Source organism: Companilactobacillus zhongbaensis, from assembly GCF_003946515.1.
GTDB lineage: Bacteria > Bacillota > Bacilli > Lactobacillales > Lactobacillaceae > Companilactobacillus > Companilactobacillus zhongbaensis.
Genome location: NZ_RHOM01000033.1, coordinates 1 through 23,157, shown reverse-complemented (window position 1 = coordinate 23,157; position 23,157 = coordinate 1). Strand labels below are relative to the sequence as shown.

The 23,157-nt window shown below is 41.4% G+C and carries 18 protein-coding genes; 8 read left to right on the top strand and 10 right to left on the bottom strand.

Annotation, left to right across the window (positions count from 1 at the left end; all coding sequences use genetic code 11):
* Positions 1-619 precede the first annotated feature (619 nt).
* The 6 genes from EKM69_RS10520 to EKM69_RS10495 all read left to right on the top strand — a co-directional run bounded on the left by EKM69_RS10520 (position 620) and on the right by EKM69_RS10495 (position 5,906).
* Complete coding sequence (locus tag EKM69_RS10520; RefSeq protein ID WP_125710842.1) at positions 620-994, top strand: GntR family transcriptional regulator; 375 nt, start codon at positions 620-622, stop codon at positions 992-994.
* Positions 987-1,697, top strand: coding sequence for an ATP-binding cassette domain-containing protein (locus EKM69_RS10515; protein ID WP_125710840.1), 711 nt, complete (start codon positions 987-989; stop codon positions 1,695-1,697). Before EKM69_RS10520 ends, EKM69_RS10515 begins: the two co-directional genes overlap by 8 nt.
* The gene (locus tag EKM69_RS10510) at positions 1,690-2,472 is read left to right on the top strand and encodes a hypothetical protein (RefSeq protein ID WP_125710838.1); all 783 of its coding nucleotides are present in this window, start codon (positions 1,690-1,692) and stop codon (positions 2,470-2,472) included. The genes EKM69_RS10515 and EKM69_RS10510 overlap by 8 nt, the downstream gene beginning before the upstream one ends.
* A 160-nt stretch (positions 2,473-2,632) precedes the next feature.
* Positions 2,633-4,114: an MFS transporter gene (locus tag EKM69_RS10505; RefSeq protein WP_125710836.1), complete on the top strand. Its 1,482-nt coding sequence runs from the start codon at positions 2,633-2,635 to the stop codon at positions 4,112-4,114.
* 266 nt (positions 4,115-4,380) lie between these two features.
* Positions 4,381-4,659: a hypothetical protein gene (locus EKM69_RS10500; RefSeq protein ID WP_125710834.1), complete on the top strand. Its 279-nt coding sequence runs from the start codon at positions 4,381-4,383 to the stop codon at positions 4,657-4,659.
* A 761-nt stretch (positions 4,660-5,420) separates the two neighbouring features.
* Entirely contained in the window at positions 5,421-5,906 is a 486-nt protein-coding gene (locus EKM69_RS10495; protein WP_125710832.1) for a glutathione peroxidase, read from the top strand.
* Positions 5,907-6,010: 104 nt separating this feature from the next.
* Here EKM69_RS10495 and EKM69_RS10490 read toward each other — a convergent pair whose 3' ends face one another.
* From EKM69_RS10490 to metE, 6 genes are all read right to left on the bottom strand, one after another.
* Positions 6,011-6,385 (bottom strand): hypothetical protein, encoded by a 375-nt coding sequence (locus EKM69_RS10490; RefSeq protein ID WP_164505925.1) that lies wholly within the window; start codon positions 6,383-6,385, stop codon positions 6,011-6,013.
* A gap of 242 nt (positions 6,386-6,627) precedes the next feature.
* Entirely contained in the window at positions 6,628-7,800 is a 1,173-nt protein-coding gene (locus tag EKM69_RS10485; protein ID WP_225423880.1) for an AI-2E family transporter, read from the bottom strand.
* Between the two features lie 872 nt (positions 7,801-8,672).
* Positions 8,673-9,836, bottom strand: coding sequence for an MFS transporter (locus EKM69_RS10480; protein ID WP_125710844.1), 1,164 nt, complete (start codon positions 9,834-9,836; stop codon positions 8,673-8,675).
* A gap of 140 nt (positions 9,837-9,976) precedes the next feature.
* Positions 9,977-10,747, bottom strand: a complete 771-nt coding sequence (locus EKM69_RS10475) for an NUDIX domain-containing protein (protein WP_125710828.1) — start codon at positions 10,745-10,747, stop codon at positions 9,977-9,979.
* A gap of 140 nt (positions 10,748-10,887) precedes the next feature.
* Positions 10,888-11,760, bottom strand: coding sequence for a methylenetetrahydrofolate reductase [NAD(P)H] (gene metF, locus EKM69_RS10470; RefSeq protein ID WP_125710826.1), 873 nt, complete (start codon positions 11,758-11,760; stop codon positions 10,888-10,890).
* Between the two features lies 1 nt (position 11,761).
* Entirely contained in the window at positions 11,762-14,020 is a 2,259-nt protein-coding gene (gene metE, locus EKM69_RS10465; protein ID WP_125710824.1) for a 5-methyltetrahydropteroyltriglutamate--homocysteine S-methyltransferase, read from the bottom strand.
* A 140-nt stretch (positions 14,021-14,160) separates the two neighbouring features.
* Between metE and EKM69_RS10460 the strand changes: the two genes are divergently transcribed.
* Complete coding sequence (locus tag EKM69_RS10460) at positions 14,161-15,087, top strand: LysR family transcriptional regulator (protein WP_125710823.1); 927 nt, start codon at positions 14,161-14,163, stop codon at positions 15,085-15,087.
* Positions 15,088-15,974: 887 nt separating this feature from the next.
* On the opposite strand, the gene EKM69_RS10455 is transcribed toward EKM69_RS10460, so the two are convergent.
* The 4 genes from EKM69_RS10455 to EKM69_RS10440 are packed head-to-tail and all read right to left on the bottom strand — an operon-like array spanning position 15,975 to position 21,105.
* On the bottom strand, positions 15,975-16,865 hold the full coding sequence (locus EKM69_RS10455; protein ID WP_125710821.1) for a LysR family transcriptional regulator: 891 nt from the start codon (positions 16,863-16,865) through the stop codon (positions 15,975-15,977).
* Between the two features lie 14 nt (positions 16,866-16,879).
* On the bottom strand, positions 16,880-18,298 hold the full coding sequence (locus EKM69_RS10450) for an anion permease (RefSeq protein ID WP_125710820.1): 1,419 nt from the start codon (positions 18,296-18,298) through the stop codon (positions 16,880-16,882).
* 2 nt (positions 18,299-18,300) lie between these two features.
* On the bottom strand, positions 18,301-19,701 hold the full coding sequence (locus EKM69_RS10445; RefSeq protein WP_125710818.1) for a flavocytochrome c: 1,401 nt from the start codon (positions 19,699-19,701) through the stop codon (positions 18,301-18,303).
* 24 nt (positions 19,702-19,725) lie between these two features.
* Positions 19,726-21,105, bottom strand: coding sequence for a class II fumarate hydratase (locus EKM69_RS10440; protein ID WP_125710816.1), 1,380 nt, complete (start codon positions 21,103-21,105; stop codon positions 19,726-19,728).
* 302 nt (positions 21,106-21,407) lie between these two features.
* Here EKM69_RS10440 and EKM69_RS10435 point away from each other — a divergent pair, with 302 nt between their 5' ends.
* Positions 21,408-22,886: an MFS transporter gene (locus EKM69_RS10435; protein ID WP_125710814.1), complete on the top strand. Its 1,479-nt coding sequence runs from the start codon at positions 21,408-21,410 to the stop codon at positions 22,884-22,886.
* Positions 22,887-23,157 lie beyond the last annotated feature (271 nt).

Below are 23,157 nucleotides of genomic sequence, written 5' to 3'. Positions count from 1 at the left end.
CACAGAAAGAAGAACAACCAAAAATAACGGATTAACACCTGCAGAAATGCGAGAAATGTCAGGAATGGCTGCTTAAAAAATTATTATATTTAAATCGTCCGGTTGAAAAATATGGCTCACGGCATCGATTGGAGCTATCCGGGAAGTTCACCCGGACATCTCCAATACGAGCCTTCCTCTAAGCTCCTTCGTCGCCAAGAGGAATCTGGCGGCTGAGGTGTGTATCCCGGGCCCCTCCGTCTAGATTGGGCAAATAACTCTTTTTTTTGAGTTGGGGAAGTAGGTGCTTCCTATTTTTATGCGCAAGATTTGGTTTATTTGATTACTGAGCTGTTTCTCGGTGCGCGGGACTTCGCTCCGCTTATTTTTATTCCTGACGGTGGTTGCTGCGACGATTGTTTCTTTGAGTTTCGTTTTCTCCTTTCGGGCTGTCGCTTTGCTCCCGCCCTGATCTTGTGTTTTTTCTTCTTCTCACCATTTTTCTTTTTGGCGTTAATATTGTGTCTGCTCGTTTGATTCCTCCTAGTCGCTTCGCTTCTGGGATTTTTTTGTTGATTTTTTTATTTTTGGCTGTTACAGTGTTCTAGTGAACTAATACAGTAGGAATGGGGTGATGATTTTGAAGTTTGATGATAAGATTCCTATTTATTTGCAAATTCAAAATTATCTTAACCGTCAGATTATTTCTGGGAAAATTTTGCCTGGGGCTCAGTTGCCTTCGGTTCGGCAGTTGGCTGTTGAGGTTACTGCTAATGTTAATACCGTTCAGCGGGCGCTTTCTCAGATGATCGATGAGAAGATTATTGTGCCTCAGCGTGGCCGGGGTAATTTCGTTACGGTTGATGTTGAGTTGATCGAGCAGTTGAAGATGAAGCTGATCGATGAGCAGTTTGCTTTGGTTTATCGGCAGCTGCATGATTTGAATTTTAGTGATGCTGAGATTATTGATAAATTCGTGGAATACGTTAAGAATAGGGGTGCTTTGGATGAGTGAGATTTTGAAGATTGAAAATTTGAATTACAGCCATCGTCTCAAAAAGATTTTGCAAGATGTAAATTTGACTTTACAATCTGGTAAGATCGTTGGGCTTTTGGGTGAGAATGGTGCTGGTAAGACTACATTGATGCGGGTCATTACTGGTGTTGCTCATGCTACGGGCGATATTACTGTGGCAGGTGAAACGGAAGTGGCTGCACGGAAGGGTCACGTTAGTTATATGGATCATTTGGGTGCTTTTTCGTTAGGGACTCATTTGGACCGGATCGTGAAATTTTATCAGACGGTTTATGCTGACTTTGATATTGATCGATTCAATGAACTAGCTGAATTTTTGAATATTGATACTAGTTTGAAGTTGTCGGCTCTTTCAAAAGGTAATAAGGAAAAATTTGTTATTGCTTTGACTTTGTCACGTCAAGTTGAGCTTTATTTGTTGGATGAGCCTTTTGATGGTATCGACAGCATGAGTCGGAAAGATATTATTAATAGTATTATCAAGTGGAAACCAGAAACTGCTACCATCGTTATTTCTGATCACTATGTTTCTGAAATTTCATCACTGCTTGATGAGATCGTGGTCATTAAGGACGAGACGATCAACTGCCACTTAGATGCTGATAAGATCCGTGAAGATAAAGGCATGGATATTGAAGACTTCTACGAAAGCTTGTACGAGAGGGGGACTGACAATGACTAGTTTTAAAGACTTTTTCAAAATTTTAATGGGTCAAAAGTTCCGCCAAGTGAACTTTGTTTTATTGATCAACGTGATTGCTATTGCCGTTTCTGTTTTATGGACGTTGATCAACGGTAATTTCACCAATAATACTTTTTTCCAAGTAACTGTTTCTTGGTCATTTATCATTATGCTTTGGGCTTTTGTTCGTATAACGGTGACTCACGAAAGAATTTATGCACGTGATAGCTATCGCTTGATCCCGATCGGCGATACGAAGTTTTATTGTACTAACTTGTTAACATCATTTCTTGCCTGGGCATACGTGGCTGTGGTTGAACTGATCATTTGTGCGGCAACTGCTACGATCAATTGGCAAGAGTATGTCGATTCATTCAACATGATGCGAATGATGTATGGTACTCGAGTTCCTGACATGAATATGTTAGTTTCTGCCTTCATTTCGATGGCTATTGTGATGATCGTGGTAACTATTCTCGCTTGGACTACTATTAGTTTGATTCACTTGTTGACAAGAGCCGGCAGTAACTTTATGCCTTACCGTCGCAGTCGGATCGTTAACTTCTTGTTGTACGTCGTTGTGATCTACATCGTCCTTCGGGTCGTTGGTTTCATGATGAACTTAGTCATGAATTCGACTGACATGTTTGCTAACTCGAACGATGTTTGGCAATTCGTTCTTTACATTTTAGGATTCTTAGTCGTTTCCGCCATCGAAGCTGCCTTGAGTGTATACTTGATGAGTCGTTGGGTTGAAACTGTTTCGGAATCATAATCATTAAAAAACTAACTCGTGTTCAATTTTTTTGGACAGGAGTTTTTTTATTGTCAAAAATCTTCTTGGTTCAGCTTTGACATAGTTGTCAGGTAGTCCTAAGCTTTTAAGTTATGGACTAAAATTTCAATATTTTGTCAGTTTATGGGGGACATTTTTTGTGAGTCGGAATCGAAAATATATAGTCACATTTGCTTTAATTTTGTCTAATGCGATGGCGGGACTTGATTCTACCATCATCAATACTGCTTTACCGGCAATCGTCAGTGATCTGCACGGTATTCAGTTCATGGGGTGGCTAGTCGCTATTTTCCTTTTGGGAATGGCAGTTTCGACACCATTGTGGAGTAAGTTTGGGGAAAGAAAGAGTAATAAGGTTGCTTACATTACGGCAACCGTCGTCTTCATGATCGGAGCTTTATTCCAAGGTTTAGCACCGAATATTGTCTGGTTCGTGATCGCCCGTGGTGTCATGGGGATCGGTGCTGGAGGGATGAACACGATCCCATTTATTATTTATTCGCAGATCTTCAAAAATCTGCAACGAAGGGCACAAGTTATTGGCGTGGCCGCTGCCGGATTCAGTGGTACTTCGATCTTAGGTCCGCTGTTAGGTGGCTGGATCGTTGATACGTTCAGTTGGCACTGGGTGTTTTACATCAACTTGCCAATTGCACTGTTATCGATCTTGATTATTGTCTTTTTCTTCAAGATCAAAGAAAACCTCAATCGATCCAAAGTCGATTATCATGGTGCAATTTTGATGGTCATCGGGCTGATCTGCATCCTAGTCGGTATTCAAGAGATCGGTGTAGCTTCGATCTTTGTCACACTCGGCTTTTTGATTGTTGGTGCTTTGTTGATTGCTTGGATGATCAGGGTCGAAAATCGGGCCGAAGATCCAATCGTTCCCAACCGGCTTTTTAAAAATCCGAAATTAGTGGTCGATATGATCTTGTTCGCCTTTTTATGGGGCGCATTCGTAGCTTTCAACATCTACATTCCGATGTGGGCTCAAGGTATCATGGGCTTGAGTGCCTTGATCGGAGGGATGACGCAGATCCCTGGTTCGGTGACGAACTTCATTGGTTCGGAAGCTGGTCCGATCATGCAAAGAAGACTGGGGCGCTATTATTTGATTGCCATCGGAACAGCAACTTTTTTCATCGCTTTCGTCGGTCTGTTTATTGCCAATGAATCTAGTAGTTACTGGTTCTTGCTGCTGATGGGTGCATTTGAAGGGTTCGGTATCGGGCTGTGCTTTAATGTGTTACAAGTTGCAGTGCAATACGACGCTGAACCTAGAGATGTGCCGATTGCGACTTCGTTTGCGTACTTGGTCAGAATCTTGAGCCAAACATTCATGTCAGCTATTTATGGGGTTATTTTGAATCATGCGCTGTTGAATGGTGTCAACCAAAGTCATGGTAAGTTGACGATGGAAATGATGAATAACTTGAGTAATTCCAAAACAGCACAGAACTTGCCACAATATTTGTTGCCGGAAATGCGCCAGATTTTGTATTCAGGGATCCACAATATTATGTTTACGGCGTTGATTCTAGTGGTGGCTGTGGTTATTATTTTGATTTTCTTGTTTAAAACTGGCTTCACTAAGCCGGTTAAATCACGCGACATCTAGGATTGGCACACTATTGGATAAAAGTATTATCGACTTCAATTTTAATGTTGGCGATGATGCTTTTTTTGTTGGTCGTATTTTGGCGAGAGTGCCTGTGTTATGGGGGTTAGATGTGAATGATTTTATTTCGTTGATGAGATGATTTGAAGTATTATTGATTTAATTATGAAGAAATTATTAAAAGTACTGCGTGATTGGTATAGGTGTGATACCATCTAATCATAAACGGAAAGCAAGAACGAAATTTACAAAGCAGGTGTATATACATGGAACTAAACGATAATACGGAAGCTAAGAAAGTTTTGTCGGCGCTTTACACAGATCTCAATGCTGATAAAGATATCGATAAAGACAATTTTGTTAAGGATTTGGTGTTGAGAACATATACTTTGATCGATGATAAGTATTCATTTACTTATTTGTTTGGTCGATTGAAAGATAATGACCGGGTTATGAAGACTATTGGTCAGTTGCATTTGGAGAAGAATGACTATCCTGAGCAGATTAAGTTTTTGGCTAAGGGTGCTACTTATGCATTGTATTAATATATAGATTGGTGAAGCTTCGCTTGATGCGAGGCTTTTTTTCTTGAGGTGAGAGAGTTTTTGGCAGACGAGAAGCGTTTTGCTTGTGGTGGCGTTGGTGATTTTAGGTGTGTATGGGGTTGAGGTAGTAGTTTGGTGTGGTGGAGGTTCACTGCCGACTCCGGGGCCCGGGATACACACACTGGCTTCCTTAGTTGTTTGGTGGCGTAGCCACCACCAAGAACCAGTTGCGCAAGTGCGTCAGCACTTACGTTCCATTATTTGGCGGCTGAGGTGTGTATCCCGGGCCCCTCCGTCTAGATGGGGCATCAATCCCCCCCTTTTTTGGAGTTGGGGAATAGGTGCTTCCTAGTTTTATGCGCAAGATTTTATCTGCTTGATTACTGTGCTGCTTCTCGGTGCGCGGGACTTCGCTCCGCTTATTTTTCTTCCTGACGATTTTTGCTGCCATGACTGTTCCTTTTAGATTTGTTTTCTTCTTTCGGGCTGTCGCTTTGCTCCCGCTTTTTTCTTTCTTTTTAGATTTTGGTGTAGAAACTGATTATCCGGATATTTGCCTCTTCCCATTAGTTTTTCGCAGTTGCTTCGCTCCTGCGTTAGAGAAATATATTTTATTTTTCATGAAAACTTGGATCTATTAGTGTTTTTCTATTGTTTTCATTCGGTGAAATTTTTTTGGCTTTTTCGATACAAATTCTTCTATATTTTTGATGATTGGGGCTATAATGGTATAAACGTTTTTTGAGAAGGGGTGACTTTTTATGGCTTCTATTTATGATTTTTCTGAAAAAGAGATGAATGGTTCTGTGATCGACTTTGCTGATTTTAAAGGGAAGGCTTTGTTGATCGTTAATACTGCTAGTAAGTGCGGATTGGCTCCTCAGTTGGAGGAGATCGAGGCTTTGTATAAAAAGTACTACGATGATGGTCTTGAGGTTATTGGCTTGCCTTCTAATCAATTCCATCAAGAGTACGCTGACGAAGAAGAGACTAATGATTTTTGCTCGATCCATTATGGGGTTACTTTCCCGATGACTACTAAGGTTGTTTTGAATGGCAAGGGTGAGGATCCTTTGTTTACTTATTTGAAAGATACTGCTGGTCACGGTCGAATCAAGTGGAATTTTACTAAGTTTTTGATCGGACGTGATGGTCAATTGATCGATCGATACGCTCCTTTGACTAAGCCTAAGTCTATTGAAGCTGATATTGTTGCTGCTTTAGGCGCTAAGGAAGTTGAAAAATAATATTTTGATGTAAAAAACTCTCCGTATCCTTTTCGATACCGAGAGTTTTTTGTTTTGATATGTCATATTTGAGTAGAATGGCTAGTTTCGTAGAAGATGGAGAGCTAGTCAATCAGTTTGGCCGAAATTACGTGGTAATTGGTCAAATAGGGGCCGAACGAATTGAATTTAACGAAGATACCTGCTGCGTGATCTCCTTTTAAACTCGCTACCAAATATCCAGTATCCTTTTGTGATCCTTGGAAATCGGTGACACAAGTTACAGATGTTTTTTCGTTTTCTTCGAAGTATTTTCTTGTCTGGTTATTTTCTGATTTTGAAATGATCTTTCCAGTATGAATTTCAGAATTGATTGCACTGGTTAATAACGTGTTATACATTATTTCTGGAATAACCAAGTAGACAATAAATAAAATGATCGGTACGAAAAAAATAAGACGGATGGACATTTTCTTTAGCTTCATTTTGACTTTACCCACTATCCTATTTGTGCTCGCTTAGTGTTTTGAGATCATTTTTAAAGTTGCCGAAGGTGCATTCTGTATAAATCAATAGTAGTCGAAAGATTAAATTTTTTGTATCATCAATTCCGCATATTTTTAAATTCGCCATATTTTTAAATTATCGTTTAGTATATATAACTATCAATTATTTTGTAGATTAGATGAACTCTAAAAGAAAAAGCGCCATAGACTGTTTTCTGCAATCTATGACGCATTTATTAATCTTTTTCTGAAGTTGGATCTGGTTCTAATTTCGGTGAATTTAATCTTCCACGAACGCTGTGTTGTAGTAGCGTGTAGGCTGTTGCGAAGATCGGTACGCCGACTAACATGCCGACAATCCCCGCTAGACCACCACCGACTGTGATGGCAGCTAGGACCCAGATCCCTGGTAGACCGATCGATGTGCCGACTACCTTTGGATAAATTAGGTTACTTTCGATTTGTTGCAAGACGAGGATGAAGACGATGAACAGTACGGCTTTTAATGGTGATTCCACGGCAATCAGCAAGAAGCCAACGGCACCACCAAGCCAAGCACCAATAATCGGGATCAAAGCAGTGATACCAATGAAGGCACCGACTGGCAGGGCGTATGGGAATTGGAAGATCCACATACCGATAGCACATAAACTACCGAGAATAAAAGCTTCAACCACTTGTCCAGCAATAAAGCTACTGAACATATTGTCAGTCACATTTAAAAAGTATTTGATCTTCTCACGATGTTTTTCCTTCATAAAAGCTTTCGAAACACGATTGATCTGACCACCTAATTTTTCCTTGGAAGCGAGGATGTAAATGGCAAAAGTAAAGGCAAGAATAAAGTTAACAATACCTTTGGCAAAACCCGTTACCAATTCAAGCGATGAACTAAAGACATTAGTCAAACTAGAAGTAAAGTACTTCATGACCTTAGCTTGAACAGATGACCAGTTAACATTCATCGAATTGATCTGTTCAGAAATAACTGAATTCTTATTCAATTTTTGAGCAAAATCAGAAATATCCGTAAAAATAGCAGGCACTGACTTAAATAAATTAGTCCAAGCACTAATAAATTGTGGAATAACCAAACGGAAAACCACTGCCAAAATCAAAACAATAATAATCAAGGACAAAACAATAACCCAAGCCCGTTTCGACTTTTTCAGCCACTTCATCTTAGTATTAGGAAAAAAATGCTTCTCGATCCGCTTAACCAAAATATTTAAGGCATAAGCCAGAATACCACCAAGGATCAAAGGCATAATCACACCCAAAATCGTCATCAAAAATCCGTAGATCTGAGTCGGATAAACAAGAATGAATAAAGCCAACAAAACAATAAGACCATACTTTACAATAGTGCGCCGATTAATATCCATAACACGAACACGCTCCTCTGACAAAAAACACTCGTCTAACTTTATATCTCTATATCATAGCAAAAAAAGAAGAGGCGAGAAAGACAGACCAGAGAAGCAAGGTAATCAAAAAGATTAATCTTCACAAAAAAACTGCAACATTTTGCAACAATTAAATAGAAATCAACGACAAACTAATGCTACAACCACCAGGCGGGAGTGTGAGAGAATCGAGCACGCAAGCAAAAAAGCAAAAGCAAGAAATAAAATATAATATCAAAACTTATCCAACCAGAAAAGAAAGAAAAGATTGCAACTCAAAGGTACGTCAGGAAACAAAATGAGCGGAGCTCTAGTCCCGCGAACCGAGAAGCAGCAAGGAGCTCAAACAAAATAAATCTTGCAAATAAAACTAGGAAGCACCTATTCCCCAACTCCAAAAAAGGGGGGATTGCACTATCTAGACGGAGGGGCCCGGGATACACACCTCAGCCGCCAAATTATTCTTAGCGATTTATCGCTTAGAATAAGACTTGTATTGGAGATGTCCGAGTGGTCTTCTCGGATAGCTTCAATCAATGTCGGCAGCGTTCCCGACCTTGGTTGTTCGGTGGCGTAGCCACCACCAAATTCGGTTGCGTAAGTGCGCCAGCACTTACGTTCCCTTATTGTATCCCGGGACCCGGAGTCGGCAGTGAACGTACAACCAAACTACTACCTCAACTCCCAACCACCTAAAATCACCAACGTCATCACAAGCAAAACGCTGCTCGTCTGCCAAAAGCTCTCTCACCTCTAGCACACCTGCACCAATCAACACACTAATCGTCAGAATTGCTCTCTAATCCCAAGCACCAAAAAAGGCAACAATATTCCGCCGATGAATATCGTTGCCCATTCTGAAGGTTAATGCATGACTATTGTTCGACCACTTCATTAGCTTGATCGTTATCGATCATAACAAATGAGATCACAACACATCCGATGATCAAAGCAATAATGAAGTAGAAGAAAATAGTAGTAATGCTGATACCTAGTCCAAGTGACAGTCCGACTAAGTAAGGACCGATCGTGGCGCCGACACGACCTACTGCTTGAGTAAAACCAATACCCATACCGCGCAGTTCGATTGGGTATTGAGTTGGTGTTAGGGCAATCATGATCCCCCAAGCACCAAGAGTGAAGAATGATAATAAGATACTACCGAATAGCACCATACCAGTGCTGCTAGCTGTCGCAAAAATCGAAGCACCAGTAATAGTTCCAATCAAGTAGATCAATAGAATAGTTTTACGATTGATCTTGTCCATTAAGTAAGCAGCCAAGAAATATCCAGGCAATTGGGCAAAACTAGTCAATAAAACATAACCAAAACTGTGGATGACTGAGAAACCTTTGGCAATCAAGACAGAAGGTAACCAGAGGAACAATCCGTAGTAGACGAACATGATGATGAACCAAAGTAAACTTAAACAGATAGTTTGCAGACGGAATTCCTTTGAAAAAATCTTTGATAAAGAAACGCCTAGGCTGAGCTTGTTGTTTTTAACGTTGACGTCTGCCGGTAAGTGGCGACGTAAGATCAATGTGTAAAGTGCCATGATGGTTGTTACGATAACTGTGGCTCTCCAGCCAAATTTTGGCATGAACAAGAAAGCTAATAGTGAAGCAACGATCCAACCGATGGCCCAAAAACTGTCGACTAAGATCAACATTTTTGAGCGCTTATTACCGGAAAATGAATCGGCAATGATCGTGGCTGCCACTGGTAGTTCTCCCCCGAGTCCAACACCAGTGATGAAACGAACGATCATGAATTGCCAGACGTTAGTCGTAAAGGCTAAGGCCAGATTACTGATTGAGAAGATCAAGAGCGTGATAATAATAATATTCTTTTTACCGAATCTATCGGCAAGATAACCGAATAAGAGCGCACCGATCATCATACCGACAGTTGTGATGGCACCAACTGAGCCTAATTGACTAGGCGTTAGTGTCCATTCCTTAGAAATATATGGCATGATAAAAGATAGTATAGCAACATCGGCTGCATCAAACAGCCAAGCAGTACCCAAGACCATAAGTAATTTAATACCGTGGTTTTGGGCTTTTTTTTGCGTTGTTTCCAAAACTTTACCCCCAAATTTTTATAATGAAAATAAAAAATATTATTAAAGGTATCATGTACCTTTATTAGTATAAAAAGAGAGTATCATGCAATCTACAAGACGTCAAGATATTCTCTTAATTTGTACAACTTGGCAGGACGACCACTTTTACCGCGTTCGATGCCAACTTCCTTAAATAGTGGGCCGTGAGTTTTTCGGAAGTTTGAGTTATCGATCGAACCGACTGACTGCTTCCAAAAAGTCGCATAGACGATCCGAGCTTTTTTCAAAGTAAAGCTTTCGCCTAGCGTCAACAAAATAGTCGGCAAGTAATCGAGTCGATTAGTGACCCGTTGAAAAGCTTGTCGCAAAATTAATGAGTGATCGGAGAGTAATTTCGTTTTTTTCTCGTAATTTTTAATATGCACATAAAAATCAGCGTCGGAAACTTTATCCGACAAGGTTTTGAATTGGAGGGATGAATAATTGAGGGTATATTGATTTTTAGATGAACCGACCGCAAACCACTGGGCGTCGGAAGCACCATATCCGGGGGTGAGTTTCGGCATGGAAGGCAGGTACGTCATGTAAGTTAAGGCAATTTCACGATTTTTGGGTGAACGATCGATACTGGAAAAAGTTGCTAGTTGTTCGGTGTAAAAATGCGGTAAGTCGATACCGATTTTTTCCCTGATCAAGCGGAGTGAAGCTTGTTCGGCATTCTCATCAGTCCGCAACAAAGTAGATGGCAACCCCCACTTGCCAGCATACGGCTCGAGAGAATTTTGCACGAGTAAGACTAAAACTTTATTCGTATCTTCATCAAAGCTCCAAATTATGTTCACTACTCTGATCAATATTTTTTTAATTGACTTGTTGTCCATGTCGTTCACCTCAAAATAAACTTGTATCAATTATAAATTAATTTCTGGATTGTTCCAAACAAAGCTACTGAATCTGGACAATAAAAAAACACAGCGTCTGCTGTGTCCAAATTTGGGCTGTTAAATCGTGGTAGTCCAACTTATTTTTTTGCTTGATCGAGGTCAAACAACGATGCGGTATTGATGTAAATGTGGCGAGCTGTATCCGATTTGTTCATCGTATACAGGTGGATGCCGTCGACGTCATTGGTCACGAGGTCGACGATCTGGTCGATGGCATAGGCAATCCCGGCTTCTTTTAAAGCGACCGGATTGTCCTTGTATTTGTCCAAGATTGCTAGGAACTTCTTAGGTAGTGAAGCAGCACAGTTTTCGAGGACGTGTAAGGCTTGTTTACGATTGATGATCGGCATGATACCAGCTAGAATTGGCACGTTAATGTCAGCGATGGCGCATTCCTCTTGGAAGCGATAAAACTGATCGTTGTCATAAAAAAGCTGTGTGATCAATTGGTCGCAGCCGGCATCGACTTTTTGCTTGAGGTGTTTGACGTCATCGATGCGATTCTTGGAATCGGGATGGACTTCAGGATAGCAAGCTCCTGAGACTTCAAAATCGGGCTTTACTTGCTTGATGAAGGTCGTCAGGTCACTGGCATAGCGAAAGTCACTTTCGGGCGTTACGCCATCAATAATGTCTCCTCGCAAGGCTAAAACTTGTTTGATGTTCATTTCTTCTAGTTGATCAAGGATCCGGGAGACTTCGTCTTTAGTGACGTAAGCTGCTGGCATATGGACCATGGTAGGACACTCTAAGGTGTCGTGAACATAGGCAGCTAGATCGATGGTCGTTTTTTCGTAATCTAGTTTGTGATTACTACAAGTTACGCTGATGAAACTAGGGTCTAAGCCTTTGAGTTCATCCAGTGTATTAATTAGGTTGTCGACTCCGACTTGGGAATTTGGAGGAAAGACTTCAAAAGACAAGCGGGGTCCGGTGTTTGTTTTTATCATATTACAATTCCTCTTTTACTTCGTCTCTGACTTCCTTTGCGGCTGTGGCTAGATGTTCAACACTAGCTTTAGCTTCTTCGATCCCACGGGTCTTTAGACCACAGTCAGGGTTGATCCAAACTTTTTGGACTGGTACTTTTTCGAGAATCTTGTGGATGGTCGTTTTGATTTCATCAACTGAAGGGATCCGTGGTGAGTGGATGTCATAAACTCCTGGTCCCACTTGTAATTTGAAGTGTTCTCTTTGGAGTGCATCGAGGATCTCAAGATTAGATCGGGAAGCTTCAAAGGAGATGACGTCGGCGTCCATGTTTTGAATGGCAGGGATAATGTCGGTGAATTCGCTATAGCACATATGAGTGTGGATCTGTGTCTCTGGTTTGACTTTGCTATGAACAAGACGGAAGGCCGGGATGGCCCAATCGAGGTATTCGCTGTACCAGTCAGATTTTCTCAATGGTAATTTTTCTCTTAATGCAGCTTCATCGATCTGGATGATCCGGATACCATTTTTTTCGAGGTCTAAGACTTCATCTTGAATGGCTAAGGCAATTTGAGTGGTAGATTCTTTTTGAGAAATGTCTTCACGAGGGAAGGACCAATTCAAAATTGTCACAGGTCCGGTCAACATACCTTTGACGACCTTGTCAGTTTGACTTTGCGCATAAGTCGACCATTTGACGGTAATAGGGTTAGTCCGTGAAACGTCGCCCCAGATGATTGGAGGCTTAACACCACGGGTTCCGTATGATTGGACCCAACCGTTTTTACTGAAGAGATAGCCAGATAAGTTTTGGCCGAAGTATTCCACCATGTCGTTTCGTTCGAATTCCCCATGTACGAGCACGTCGAGTCCGATGTCTTCTTGCCACTTCAACCATTCATTGATGTGACCGGCGATGAAGTCGTCGTATTCTTCTTGGCTGATCTCATGTTTGCGGAATTTAGCACGAGTTCTTCTGACTTCTTTAGTTTGTGGGAAGGAGCCGATGGTTGTCGTTGGCAAAACAGGTAAGTCGAATTCTTCTTTCTGGATCTTAGCCCGTTCTTCCAAGCTAGGTTGTCTGACGAATGAGTCGTCTGTCAGTGAGTTGACCCGTTCTTGAACTTTTTTATCAGGAGTAACTCGTTCTGTCGCAAAAAGCTGCTCGTTTCTTTCTTTAGCTTCTTGAGCTTTACCATCGAGGATAGCTTGTAATTCAGTGAGTTCAGTCAATTTTTCAGTCGCAAAAGCGAAGTGTTTTTTGACATCTTCAGGGAAAACTTCATTTTCGATAGTAAATGGCACGTGGAGCAAGGAACAAGAAGTAGATAAGACGATGTTTTTAGCAGGCAATGACTGGACCAATTCGAGGGTCTTTTGATAGTTATTGCGCCAAATATTTTTCCCGTTGACGACACCGGCAAAAAGCACTTTATCGTCAGGAAAACCAGATTTGACTAGTTCAGCAGTTTTGCGACCTTCATGGAAGTCTAAACCGACTCCTTCAACGGGTAGGTCGATCAAGTCTTCATAGACGTCGCGGACGTCACCAAAGTAAGTCTGGATCAATATTTTTAGACCAGCCTTATTTTTGAGAAGTTGTTTATAAACGTCCAAGAATAATTGATATTTTTCACCAGTGACGTCTTTGACTAGTTCTGGTTCATCCAGCTGGATCCATTCAGCACCTTGATCGTGAAGCTTCTGGAAGACTGCTTGATAAGCTTCAACTAAAGCGGGTAGCACTGTTTCGGCTTTACTGTCGTGATATTCACTCAAACTCAGCAAAGTAAAGGGGCCAACGATGACTGGGCGAGTGGTAATGCCGAGATCCTTAGCTTCTTGGAATTCGTCGAAGATCTTACTGTCGTTTAATTTGATTTCAGTATCTTCGTAGATTTGTGGTACTAAATAGTGATAGTTAGTGTTGTACCATTTTTTCATTGGCAATGCCTTCGTGTCACCCTTGTCACCGTGATATCCACGAGCGAGCGCAAAATATTTGTCTAGTGGTGACAGATCGAGTTGTTTAACGTGGTCAGGAATGATGTTAAACAAGAAAGCCGTGTCTAAAGTGGTATCGAAAAACGAAAAATCATTTGAGGGGATGTCGTCAATTCCAGCTGATTGCAGTAACTCCCAATGCTTTTTTCGTAAGTCTTTGGCAAACAAGAGTAACTCATCTTCTGAGATCTCTTGGCGCCAATATTTTTCAGTATTAAATTTAAGTTCCCGATTTTCCCCGATGCGAGGAAAGCCAATGATAGATGTTGTCATATGTAAGTCCCCTTTGAATTAGTAGTAATTGAATATAATCTAACATCATTACTTCTTATTGGATAACTGAAAAAAATAAGGACTGGTTATAGTTTTAAACTATAACGTGAGCTATAATTAGAAAAAATTGAGGTGAGACTATGCGGATCAAACAATTAGTTTATTTAGAAACGGTCGTAAAAACAGGCTCGATCAACGAAGCTGCCAAAGAACTTTATTTAACGCAACCTAGTTTGTCCAAAGCCATCAGTGACCTAGAACAAGAAATGGGCATCCAGATCTTGCTCCGCAGTAAATTAGGTGTCTCGTTGACTAACGAAGGCAGAGAATTCATGATCTACGCGCGCCAAGTGCTCGATCAAGTGAGTCTGTTAGAAGATCGCTACGAAAAAGCACCAGTTAGAAATAAAGCTTTTTCAGTCTCGGCCCAGCACTATGCCTTCGTAGTCCACGCCTTCGTAGAACTGATCAAAACCTTAGACGCCGATGAATATCAATACACACTAAGAGAAACTGAAACCAAAAACATCTTGAGTGACTTACGAAGTTTCAAGAGCGAGATCGGCATCTTATACTTGAACAACTTCAACAAACAAGTCCTTCAAAAACTATTCAAAGAACAAGATCTAGTCTTCACCCCACTATTCACAGCCTCCCCGCACGTCTTCGTAGGCAGACAAAATCCCTTAACGAGGAAAAAAAGAGTAACGCTAGACGATCTAGTAGACTATCCCTACTTGTCTTACGAACAAGGAGAAAGCAATTCTTTCTATTTTTCAGAAGAAATATTAAGCACACTAGACCGAAAGAAAAGCATCAAAGTATCAGACAGAGCAACGATTTTCAATCTAATGGTCGGTTTAAATGGCTACACCATAAGTTCCGGAATCATCTCAAATAAGCTAAACGATGATAAAATCGTAGCAATTCCGTTGGATGTTGATGATTCGATAACGCTGGGGTGGCTAAAGCAAGAACAGTTAGAGCTGTCCCCAATAGGAGAGAGGTACTTAAAGATGCTGAAGTCGCATATAAGAGGATACGGGTTTGAAATAATAGGAGAGTAAAATGTTTTGGTGGATGGTTCACTTCCGGTTCTGCGGGAGGGTTCCGGAAAACTCGCCGTGGAAAGGTGTGGACATCGATTTGAGCTCCTCGAAGAAGCCCGCTTCGACGATCTCAAATACGAGTCTTGTTCTAAGCTCCTTCGTCGCCAAGAACAATTTCACACCTGACGGCGATTTTCCTCCACCCTCCCGCAGAACCTAGGGTAGTAATCAGTATCTTTGTTGGTGGGTGATAACGGTACTTATTCTTGTTAGTTTTGATTGTAGCGGTAAGTTTGAGGAACTAAGTCATTTATGAGTCGTACGATTTTGGTTACTCGATCTATCTGTTTAATTTTGGCTAGAATAAGGTCAAAATCAAAAGACTAAACCCAAACCCAAAATAGAATTCAAAGCAAAATATTGTTTAGATTTACTGATCCTTGATATTTATCATTAAGGATCTTTTTTTATATACAAATCACACTAGCTAATAAAGGCGACTAGCTAATAAATCGAATATATCCACTAAATCTAAATACCAACCGATGAGAAACGATAAACAAGTTGACCAGATAAATCAGGAAATAAAACTCGTAAGACTCAACAAAAAATAGGTCCAACTAGATCAACCCAAACAATTTAAACCAGTAAAGATAAGTACCGTATCCCACCCAAAAAATAAATTATTTGTAAACTTAGGTTCTGGGAGGGTGGAGGGAATTCGCTGTCAGCCATGAAATAAAGGAACGTAAGTGCTAACGCACTTGCGCAACTGGTTCTTGGTGGTGGCTACGCCACCGAACGACTAAGGAAGCCACAGCGCAATTCCCGGAACCCTCCCAGAACCGGCAATAAGACCACAACAAAAAAAGCAACCACCAACAAAGTAGTTGCTCAAAAAATATTTATACGATCCTTATTTCTTTTAATATATCTATCATCTTTTTTTCCTCAGGCTTAAGTATGTAAGAAGCCCGTCGTACGATAGACACATTGAAATTTTCTGGGATCGGATTTTTTATTTCTAATGCTTTCAGGTTATTGTCTTCTTGGCTGATCTCGTCGGTTACGAGAATGCCGATGCCGATATTGGCCCTTATTAGGCTCTTGTACCAGGAGATGTCCGGTGTTTTTTGGACTATTTCTGGTTGGATCCCGGTGTGTTCAAAGTAGTCGTGTAGGATTTTCCCGTGGATGAATTGGCCAGCGAAGTCGATGAATTTTTCGTTGCCTAGATCTTGGAAATCTACGGCTTCGTTGCTTTTTGCTAGTGGATGTTTGGTGCTTACTACGATTTTGAAGGGACGTGTTCCTAATTTTGTTACTTTGAAGTGCGGGTTGTTGATCGGTAATAAGGAGCCGATGGCGGCTATGTCGACGTCACCGTCTTCTAGTTTTTGGAAGAGGGTATTGGAGCCACTTTCAAAAATTTGAAGTTTGTCTAATAAGTTTTCTTTGGCTAAGTCTCCGACTACTTGTGGGAAGTAGAGTGATCCGATGATTGGTGGGAGACCAAACTTGATTTTCTGGCTGTCAGCTGCGGCTATTTCTTTGTGTGCTAGTTCCAAATTTTTCTGGATGGCTAGGGACTTTTCAAAAAGCAGCTGACCGGTTCGGGTTATTTCGGTTTTTTGATGGACGCGATCGACTTGGACTAGTTTAGTTTGAAATTCTTTTTCCAGGCGTTTGATGGCTTGGGTGATCGTTGGTTGCGATACTTGAAAAATTTCTGCTACTTCAGTGTAATTTCTTTTTTCGACTAAAGTTTTAAAGTAATCCAAATCTTTGGTGTTCATGTTAGCCTCCACTTTTACCACATTCCGATGAGTTTCATCCATAGTGATCCAACTACGATCCAGATGATAAAGTAAAGTATACCGAGAATTGCGTTCATTCTCCACCATTCACCTTGTTTAACGTATCCGGAACCGAATAAAATTGGGGCTGGTCCATTACTGTAATGTGTAGTTGATGAGCAAAGGTTTCCGAAGAATCCTAACATCAAAGCACCTAGTACTGGTGGTACTCCGGCTGAGATGGCAACAGCTAGGAAGGCACTGTACATTGCAGAAATGTGAGCAGTACTACTTGCGAATAAGTAGTGACTGTAGAAGTAAGCTACGATCAAGATGATCATAACTAGGATCCAGTTCATACCCTTGAGGCTTCCGCCGATGGCGCCACTTAACCAAGGAATGAATCCTAATTTGTTAAGTTGCGAAGCCATCATTACTAGAACTGAGAACCATACTAAGGTGTTCCAAGCACCACTTTCGTTTAAGATATCTTTCCATTGTAAGATTCCTGAAAGTATCAATAGTGAAAGGGCGATGAAGGCTGTTAATGTTGCATCGATACCAAGTGTTCCACCCAAGATCCAAAGTAGTAGGGCGATGACGAAGATACCTGACATTAATTTTTCAGGTAGGGAGAATTTACCCATTTCGTCTAGTTGTTTGTTAGCCCAGTCTTTAGCATCTGGTGTTTTCTTGATTTCTGGTGGGAACATTTTATAAATCACGAATGGGATGACGATCAGTGAGATCAAGCCAGGAACTAATCCGGCTAAGAACCAACCCATCCAAGAGATCTTGACATCCAACTGACCAGCAAGTGATTGTGCTAGTGGGTTACCGGCCATGGCTGTTAAGAACATGGCTGCGGTGATCAAGTCACCGTGGAATTCAGCGAAGATCAAGAATGATCCCATTTTTCTTTCTGTGCCTTTTTTAGGATCTGATCCAAAAGCTTCAGCTAATGATTTGATGATTGGATACATGATACCACCGGCACGAGCGGTGTTACTTGGTGTAGCTGGTGCGAGGATCAAGTCAACTCCTAGTAATGAGTAGGCTAATCCTAGAGTGCTTTTTCCAAACATTCGTACGAATAAGACGGCGATCCGTCTTCCTAATCCCGTTTTGATGAAACCACGCGAGATGAAGAAGGCCATGGCGATCAACCAAATACTGCTGTTACCGAATCCAACGATGGCAGTATCCATCTTGACTGTTCCGGTTAGGACAGTGATGGTGAAACCGATGATGGCGACACCACCGATCGGTAGTGGTTGGGTGATACAGCCAATGATCGTGGCTACGAAGATGGCGAACATGTGCCAAGCTCCTAAGCTGACACCGGCTGGTTTAATTGGTGAGAGCAACCAAATTACTAAACCAACAATGACGGGAATGAGAAATTTTTTATAGTTTAATTTCTCGAGTGTCATGATTAATTATTGCCACTTTCTGCTACATACTTGAAGGCTTGTTCCCCAGCTTGTCTCCCAAAAATAACAGTTTCTGCAATGGAATTTCCACCGATACGGTTGTTTCCATGCAATCCCCCAGCTATTTCCCCGGCTGCAAATAATCCTTCAATGGCTTGATCTTTTTCGTCAAGTACTTGTGTTTTATCGTTGATAGCAACGCCACCCATTGTGTAATGAACGGCTGGTGCGATGTGGATCGAGAAGAATGGTGCAATTGATACATCACGATCCATACCAGTTGTTCTACCGAATTCTTTATCCCCATCTTTAACTTCAGAATTCCAAGTAGCAACTGTTTCTTTCAAGGCTGATGCGTCGATATCGATTTTTTCAGCTAATTCATCGAGTGTTTGGCCAGTTGTCACTAAACCAACGTGGTCGTAAAACTCGATGGCTTTGACACGGTCACGGATGCCTTGATCAAGGATCAAATAAGCTCCTTTTTCATTTAGGTCATCGATGGCTGCTGTAACATTTTTTCTAGTGTCCAATTCGTTGACGAAACGTTTACCAGACTTGTTAACTAAGATAGCACCTTCACCACGAACGGCTTCACCGATCAAGAATGGGTGGTCTGTATCTTGTTGAACAGTAGGGTGAACTTGAACTTGGTCCATGTCGACTAACTTGGCACCGATGTTTTCGGCTAATTTAATACCATCACCGGTTGCACCAGATTGATTAGTAGTCTTGTAACCTTTAAGGTCAGGGCGATATTTTGTTAGAAGATCTGGGTTGGCACCGAATCCACCAGTAGCAAGAATGACAGCGTCAGCTTTAATAGTAGTAGTTTTGGCATCGAGGTCGATCTCAACACCACAAACTTTGTTGTTTTCTTCCAAAATCTTGTTGACGTAAACGTCAGTAAATAATGGAATGTTTTCTTTATCAATTTGTTTGAGTAATTCGGTTACGAGAAAACCACCGATCGGAGCCATTGAGCTAGGACGATGTGTTCTCATGACGCTCATACCACCAGTAGTTGTTAAGTCGTCCAAGACGATTCCGTGCTCTTTGAGCCAGTCGATCGCTAGGGCAGAATGAGTCGTGAAATATTTCAACAATTCCGGATTATTCTTTTTGCCACCACCTTTGAAGGTGTCGTTGTAGAAGTCATCCATATTATCAACGATCTTGTGGTCTAGTTGGACTGTCGTCTCACTAGCGTTCATACCGGAAGAAGCACGTGTTGTGTTTCCACCGATCGAAGGCATTTTCTCAAGAATGACTGGTTTTAAACCTAATTCGTGTGCTTGGAGGGCACTAGTCAAGCCAGTACCACCGGAGCCAACGATGATCAAATCGTAAGCATCTTTGAGTTCATTAATGTTTGTTGGTTGAAATTTGTATTTTTCTGCCATGATTTCCTCACTTAAAAAATTTTTTTAGTCGATGTTTGTCATGTCGATCGGAACGACCCATTCATCGAATTGTTCTGCAGTTAATAATCCTGATTTTACAGCTGCTTCACGAAGTGATGTGCCTTCTTTTTGGGCATCTTGGGCGATCGTAGCACTTTCGTGATAACCGATATGTGGTGATAAGGCTGTAACTGTCATTAGTGATTGGTTAACGAGTTCTTCCATTCTTTCTTCGTTAACTGTTAGACCGTGGATCATCTTGTCAGCGAATCCTGTCATTGTTCCAGCTAGTAATTCTGCTGATTCAAGGAATGCACTGATCAAGACTGGTTTGTAGACGTTCATTTCGAAGTTACCTTGTGAACTTGCAATATCAACAACAACATCGTTACCCATAACACGTACGGCTGCCATGGTAATAGCTTCAGCTTGTGTAGGGTTAACTTTACCAGGCATGATCGATGAACCAGGTTCGTTAGCAGGGATGTTCAATTCGCCATAACCTGAACGAGGACCTGAACCTAAGAATCTAATATCATTGGCGATCTTCATCAAGTCAGCTGCTAAAGTCTTGATGGCACCGTGAACGACGTTTAGTCCTGAGTGATGAGCCAATCCGTAGAACTTATTAGTATCAGCTGTGAATTCAACTCCGTAAAGAGTACTCATTTCTTTAGCGATAATATCAGCGAATCCAGGAGCTGCGTTTAGTCCAGTACCAACAGCAGTTCCACCCATAGCTAATTCGCCAAGTGTTGGGTTTAATTGTTTTAAGTAGGCTAAGTCGTGTTCAAGTGCTGAAACGTAACCACTAACTTCTTGGCCAAATGTCAATGGAGTAGCATCTTGCAAGTGAGTCCGACCAATCTTAACTACTTTCCAATATTTTTCTTGTTTAGCTTTTAATTCGTCAATCAAGTGTTGAAGTGATTCTTCCAATTTATCAACGGCACGTGCAGCAGTGATGTTCATAGCTGTAGGGAAGATGTCGTTTGAACTTTGACCTTTGTTAACGTCATCGTTAGGTAGGATCTCAATATCAGGATTGATCTTAGCTGCCATGTGAGCAACTACTTCATTACAGTTCATGTTTGTTTGTGTACCAGAACCAGTTTGATAAATAACTAATGGAAAGTCTTGTCTAAGTTCTTCGTCGTCTAAGGCCAAAAGTTTGTCGATGGCTTCGACAATCAAGTCAGCCTTAGCAGCATCGATTGATTTTACTTCCTTATTAGCGATGGCTGCGGCTTTTTTGATTTGTAACAATGCTTTGATGATTTCAAGGGGCATCTTTTCACCAGTGGGGAAGTTATTACGAGAACGTTCTGTTTGTGCTCCCCAGAGAGCAGTTTCAGGGATTTTAACTTCGCCTAATGTATCAGATTCGGTTCTAAAATTTGTCATTTTGATGACCTCCAGATATTTTTTTAAAACAATTATTACTTTGTGATGTTTCTATCATAAATAAGAGCTGTAATCATAGTCAAAAAGCTAATAAGTAATTAATAATATTTATGAGATTGATATATCAGGTTTCGTAAGGGTGCATCATTTATCAATTTTTGAAATCAATAAATTAATTTATGTATCAAAATTCACAATTAGACTTTCTTAAACCTTTAATGACGGCTTTTTGCCAAAAATGAATTATTTAATCAAAAAAAATTCTGCTATATTTAATTAATAATAAGAAATGGGGCGTAACTATGGCAAAAACTAACCGAAATCGGCGCTGGCTCGCTTTGGCAGCCTTGTGTATCGCCGTCTTCATGTCGCTGTTAGATTCGACGATCGTTAATGTGGCTTTACCAACGATCCAATCAGAGCTCAAAGTTACATACGCTGACTTGCAGTGGGTCATTAATGCTTATACTTTATCATTTGCGATGTGTCTATTGCTGGCGGCGAAATTTGGTGACTTGTTCGGTCGGAAAAAAGTTTTCTTGATCTCGTTAGCTATTTTTACGCTCGGCTCGTTATTTTCATCCTTGTCGATGACAGCCTTGCAGCTGAATTTGTCGCGGCTTTTTCAAGGTGTCGGTGGTGCTGGAATGATGGCTTTGTCGATGACGATCGTGGCAGAAACTTTTGAGGAAAAAGAACGGGGCATCGCCTTTGGCGTCTGGAGTTCAGTCGTTGGTGTCGCTACGGCTTTAGGCCCGGTGATCGGTGGCTTGTTGATCAAAGGATTCAGCTGGCGTTCGATCTTCTTCATTAATTTGCCGATCGGTATTATTGCCTTGATCATGGGTAGCCGATACGTTGATGAGACTTTTGGTGAACGTGACCGCGATGAAAAAATCGATTGGTTAGGGATGATTATTTCTACTGCGATGATCTTTTGCTTGGTCTGGGGTTTAGTCCAGAAAGAAGCTCATTCTGAATTTGGTTGGTTGGATTACCGCATCAGTAGCTTTTTTGTCGCAGGTTTAGTGCTGATGTTTTTGTTTGTGGTGATTGAAAAACGGTTAGCTCAACCGATGATCGACCTGGATATTTTTAAGTCGTTACCTTTTATTGGTACGGCGGTGGCTTCGTTTTGTTTAGGGGCTGGTTTGTATGCTTTCTTTACTTATATGACTATTTGGATGCAAAATTATTTGCGTTATTCTGCTGAGGAGACTGGTTTACAGCAGTTGGCTATCGGGATGATGAGTTTGTTGATCGGTCCTATTGCTGGGATTTTGTCGAATCGGTTTGCTAAGAGATGGCTGATCGGGGCTGGCTTGATTTTGATCGGGGTCGGTTTGTTTGAGGTTGTTTCGGTGGTTTCTTTGACGGTGACTTATCTCAATTATTTGGCTGGTTTTGTGATTATTGGGATCGGTAATGCTGTGGTTAATCCTCCGCTTTCTGGGGCTGCTGTTGATTCGGTTGAGCGGCGGTTTGTTGGGATTGCTAGTGGGGTTGTTAATGTTTTTCGACAGCTTGGTTCTTTGTTTGGTGTTGTGGTTTTGGGATTGGTTCTTGGGGGTGGCTTTCGTGATGGTTTAGCTGATGCTGGGTTGATGCGGTTTGCTGAGTTGGGTCCGGTTGGGGCTGCTGGCGCTGCTTTTGGTTCTTCGGATTGGATCGGGGTGTTTTCTGCTTTTGATGCTGGGTTTGTTGATGTGCTGGTTGTTTCTATTTTTGTTGTTGTTTTTGGTGGATTGGTTGGGATGCTGTTTATTCGTGACCGGCGGTAGGTTGTTTGTGTTGTTGTTGGGATAGTGGTGGTAGTTTGTTTTGGTGGTTCACTGCCGGCTCCGGGGCCCGGGGATACAGCCACTGGAACGCTGCCGACGCGATTTTGAGCTATCCGAGGAAGCCCACCTCGGACATCTCAAAACTCGGTCTTTTACTAGGCAATAAATTGCCAAGTAAAATTTGGGTGCGCTCGGCATGGGCGTTAACTAGGTGGTGAAAGTCCACTGTGAGCCGTAGTAGTCGGAATCACGAGCTGAGGACAAGGGTGTC